The sequence below is a fragment of the Bradyrhizobium sp. genome, from assembly GCF_049586575.1.
Taxonomy (GTDB): domain Bacteria; phylum Pseudomonadota; class Alphaproteobacteria; order Rhizobiales; family Xanthobacteraceae; genus Bradyrhizobium.
Map to the genome: position 1 here is coordinate 1 of NZ_JBAVCF010000413.1, position 4,893 is coordinate 4,893.

The window sequence follows — 4,893 nt, forward strand, 5'->3', positions numbered from 1 at the left end:
GGTAGGACTGGCCGAACGCCGCTGTGATCGATCCGCCGCGGTCGAACTGGGTGGTCGCCTGTACGCCGGCATTGGCCCGCCCGCCGCCTTCGACACGGTCATAGCCGGAGAACTTGTCGACCTCGAACAGGTTGGAAGTGTCAAACGTCATGCTCTGCGAGTCTTCGTTGGGCAATTTGCCCGCATAGCTCTCGTTGGGGCGGATAATGACCTGGGCAATCGGCTCGATGGTGGTGGAGCCCCAGGGCTGGACGTTGATGAAGGGGTAGCGATATTCGAGGCCGACCGTCGGCATCACGCGCAACGCCTGAGTATTGCCGACAGGCAGGAAGCTGGCAACGCCCGGCTGGTTGGAGATGTCGGCATTGATGGCGTCGGCGCGGACGCTGGCAAACGGCGTCCAGATTTCACCGGCCGAGTCGGTGAACGAACGCCGCCAATCGACTTCACCCGAAAACCGCGTGTAGGTTCCCGGCATGCCCCGCAGCAGACAGTTCTGCTTGGTGATGCTCTGGGCTGAATCGGCCGTGTTGTTCAGACATGAGCCGCTGGCGGCGGCCACCGGATTGATCGCGTCAAAGACTGCGCTGTCGCGTGTCAGGTTGGTGAAGTTCGACTTGTAGCTGACCTCGCCGCCCAAGACCGAGTGGTTGATGACATTGGAATAGTCAACGACCGGCCAGACCACCGGCACCTGCGACTGGCTACCGGAAAGGCTCAGGTAATAGATCGTGCGCGCATCGAAGTAGCTGCGATTGCCGACCCCGGTTAGAAAAATCTGCGACGGGGCTTCCGTCGGCAGGGTCAGGAACGAACTCAGCGCGTCGTGGTAGACCGAGAGCCTGTAGTCCGACAACAGCATGTAGTCCGACAGCGCGACGCCTTCCCAACCCCAAACCCACTTATCGTTCAGTGCGAACTCGCCCTTGGTTTCGATGCCACCGCGGAATTCCTTGTCGCCCGGCTGGCCGGCGAAGGCGCCGGGATCGAGCTGGTCGATGCCGTAGGCGCGGATTTGATAGGAGCCGTCCATCAGGCGCTGACGGAATTCCGCCTGCATCAGTACGCCTTGCTGGGTCATGAAGCGCGGGCTGAAGGTCGCATCATAGTCCGGCGCAATCGCCCAGTAATAGGGGACTTCGACGGCGTATCCGTAAGTGGTGTTGCTCGAAATGTTCGGCGTCAGGAAGCCGCTCTTGCGTTTCACCGTCGGGTCTGGCGCGGAGAAATACGGAATATAGGCCAGCGGAACACCAAAGAACTCCAGCTGCGCATTTTCGAAGTAGAGCATCTTGTCGATCTGGTCGTGGATGATGCGCATCCCCTTGACCTGCCACAGCGGCGGCTTCTTCGGATCGTCCTTGCAGGGCGCGCATGCCGTATAGACGCCATTCTCGAAGACCGTGTAGTTGCCGTTGCTGCGATCCGCGCGCGTTGCCGCCATGCGGGTGGCGTCGGCGGTATCGACATGGAGCGAATCGACGAAGCCGTCGCGATAGTCGTCGCTCAGATCCAGGATGTCGGCGTAGGTGATCTTGCCGTCAACGTCGGTCATGCGGATGTTGCCTTCGGCATGCAACCGCTTGGTCTTCTGGTCGTAGATGACCTTGTCCGCCTCGACGCTGGTGCCGTTGTAATACAACTGCACGCTGCCGACCGCCGACACCCGCGAATTGTTGTAGTCGTAGTCGACCTCATTGGCCTGCACGAGCATCTGACCGTCATTGGCCGGGCGTTGCGTGACAGGCTTTGGGGGCCGCGGATTGTAGGTGAAACTTTGCGCGAAGGCGGCCGGTGCCGCCACGAGCCCAAGCGCACCGAACAGCAGCAAGCCAGTTGCGGCCGAAAAAACAGCTTTACGGACGCGGGTCATGGCAAAGCTTTCGCGGCGCACAAACTTACGCCACCGAAACACAGACCAGCTTCCTTGGAGGGCGGCACGAACAGCCACTACCCGTCCTCCTGGTACAACAAGGCCAAAAAGCCGGTGAGGCCGCCAACACATACCGGCAGCCACGCCGAAGCGATCGGATGCATCAACTCAGCCTTGCTCAAATCCTCGGTTACTTTGGACAAAACGTAGAGCAGAAAGCCTGCGCCCACGCCACTCAAAACCATCTTCTGAACACCGCCAAAACGGAAGAAGCGCAGGCTCACGCTGGCCGCGAGCATGACCATCGCCGCCAGCAAAAAAGGCTGTGCGATCAATTTGTGATACTGCAGCCGATAGCCAGCCGTGGCGAACCCCGAGCTCTCGGATGAGCGGATGTAGCCAGGTAGTTGCCAAAAAGACACAGTTTCCGGAGTGGAGAAGCTGTTTCGGACCTGGGCGGGAGAGAGGCTGGTGGGGAGCGTGAAGCTGTCCTCATCGACCGGCGGGCTGTTGAGGGAGTATCGGCGGACCGATTTGAATAGCCAGTACCCCTCCTCGAGGGTGGCCTGCTGCGCCTCGATTCGCTCCTTGAACTGATTGTCGTTGTCGAAGCGGAATACGGTCAGCCCGGTCAGCCGGACCCCCTGTTGCTCGCTGCGGGCGGCGTTGATGATGGCCTGTCCGTCGCTGTTGACCTGGTTGATCCAGAAGCCGGCGGCGTCCTGTACCCCACCACCGGGCGCGTTGCCGAACAGTTTCGCCTCCATCTGTTTGGAGAGTTCGCGGAGGTTGGCCGACATCGGATTGTAGGCGGTCGTGGCCAGGACCCCCATCACCAGCGCGCTGGCGAGGGCGGGTGCGATGAACTGCCAGGCCGAGACGCCTGCTGCCCGCGCCACCACAAGCTCAAGCCGCCGCGACAGCGCCAGATAGCAGGTCATCGCGCCGATCAGGATGCAAAACGGCATCATCTTTTCGAGCAGCTGTGGCACCCGGAACAGCGATGTTTCCGCCACCGCAATCGCCGAAACGTCCACCAATCCCGACGTCTTGCGCACCATTTCGATGTAATCGACCAACACCAGAAGCACGAAGATGGCTGCAAAAACCCCCAGCGCCGCGATCACGAAGCGGCCGGCGAAGTAGCGCCCGAGCGTATTGGTGACCATGCTCATGCTGCGGCCGGCCGTCCGAAGAGCCGTAGAATCCGCTCGTTCGATCGATTAATCGCTTCGATCAAGCCTGCGGGCGGCTCGATCACGATGCCGCCGATGATGATCCAGAAGCTTAAGCCGATCGCAGCAACCAGCATTAGGTATTGGACGAGCGCGGCAAGCGGTGATTTCACCGTCATGACCGAGCAGGCGAAGCCGACCATCCGCAAACCGAATACCGCAAGGATCGATCCCCCAATCGAAAAGTTTCGGCTCTGGCGCGTCGTGCGCGGCGCGCCGAGAAAGGCAAAGGTGAGGGCAGCAAATGCGAACGGGTAGATCGGCGACATGAAGCGATCGTGCAACTCGGCGCGAAATTGTCCGGGCAACTGCCGATAGATCGGGTCCGAGTCTTCAGGGGACAGCAATTCCCAGAGATAGCGTTCGCGAATGCCAAGCGCGACGTCGTGCCCCTGTTTGGAGAACTTCGACATATCGAAGCCATAGCGGCCGAACGCCACCAGCGCGGGATCGCGTTTGCCAGCTTCGAAACGCTGGAGATTTCCATCCTCAAGAATCAGGAACGATCCATCGGCATTCTTCACCACGGTGCCGTGGTCGGCGACAATGCTGACGCGTTCCTTCGGGTCGCGACGGTCATCGATGAAGATCCCCTTCAGCAGGCCGCCCGGCTGCCGTTCGCGGATTCGGATGGTCAAATTCTGATCGAGTTGGGCGAAGCGGCCCGGCTGCAAGACATTGGTCAGCACGTCGGCGGTGATTTCGGCGTCCCATTGCTTGATTCGGCGCAGGCCTTCCGGAGCGAGATAGGCGGCGATGAAGGCCACCATGAGTGCGACCACGCAGGTTGCAAAAATAAACGGACGAAACAGGCGAACCGGGGAGAAGCCGGCCGCATTCATCACGATGATTTCCGAATCGGTCGCCAGCTTGTTCAACGTGTGCGAGATCGAGATCATCAATGCGATTGGGGAGATGATCAGAACCAGCGCCGGGATGACCAGGCTCGTGATGCCGAGGAAGGTCAGGATGGTCTGGCCCTGGCTCGTCATCAGGTCGATGCCTCGCAACGCCTGCGTAATCCAGATCACGCCTGTCAGGCTGACCAGGACGACCGCAAACGACGCAAGCGTCGTGCGAAAGATATACCTGTCGATCGACCCCATCGCTAACCGAATGGTCCCACCTTGGCGTGCCTTTAGAGCGGTAAACGACCCATCCCGGATGGGATCCCCTTGGCCGGTCCGCGCTATTCAGGCTGGCATTACTTTCTCACTACCATCCCTTTGATCCGTCAACAAAATGGCTGGGCCGTGGCGGCCTTAGGATATAGTTAATATTTTGAACTAGTTGCCTAGCCGCCACGGTTGGGGCGCAGGAGCTTTGACTAATGCTTGGCAGCGCGGCGAACGGCAGGCCATACTGCGCCGACCCGTTCTGATGAACGGTCTATCGCTGCCGGGAAAAAGGCTTTTCGCGGCGGGGTCAGCGGTCTTTCGCCGGGCAGGGCGGATTCGACGTTCGCATTGATGTCAACCTGTGCATTCCGGGCGAAGGTCAAATCCAAAACCGCGCTAAAATCCAGTATTTGCTAGTGTCCCGTGGTTCTGACATTCGTAAACCAGCTCGCCGCGACGGGATTCGAATGTCACGACAGCCCTGAATTCTTGGAGGATTTGCATATGACCGACGCCGTCAAGGTCGGCTTTGTTCCGTTTTCTGCTGCCCCGAGCGGCGTCCTGGTGGTTTTTTGCGACGATGGGCTCGAATTCGGTCCCGCCACGCGTAAAGTTTTGGGATCGGCCGCGGGCCTGATCAAGGAGGCGGCCGAAACCAATCAGTTCA

3 protein-coding genes and 1 pseudogene are annotated in these 4,893 nt (G+C 59.9%); 1 reads left to right on the forward strand and 3 read right to left on the reverse strand.

Translation table 11 applies throughout. The annotated features are described in order from the left end of the window. The 3 genes from WB528_RS16275 to lptF form a co-directional block, all read right to left on the reverse strand. A partial coding sequence (locus WB528_RS16275) for an LPS-assembly protein LptD (protein WP_423889436.1) occupies nucleotides 1-1,873 on the reverse strand: 1,873 nt, incomplete at its 3' end. A gap of 77 nt (nucleotides 1,874-1,950) precedes the next feature. Further along, entirely contained in the window at nucleotides 1,951-3,048 is a 1,098-nt protein-coding gene (gene lptG / locus WB528_RS16280; RefSeq protein ID WP_423889437.1) for an LPS export ABC transporter permease LptG, read from the reverse strand. Beyond that, nucleotides 3,045-4,214: an LPS export ABC transporter permease LptF gene (gene lptF / locus WB528_RS16285; RefSeq protein WP_423889438.1), complete on the reverse strand. Its 1,170-nt coding sequence runs from the start codon at nucleotides 4,212-4,214 to the stop codon at nucleotides 3,045-3,047. Before lptF ends, lptG begins: the two co-directional genes overlap by 4 nt. A 516-nt stretch (nucleotides 4,215-4,730) precedes the next feature. Here lptF and WB528_RS16290 point away from each other — a divergent pair. Then, nucleotides 4,731-4,893 (forward strand): annotated as a pseudogene (locus WB528_RS16290) (leucyl aminopeptidase); the annotation flags it as partial.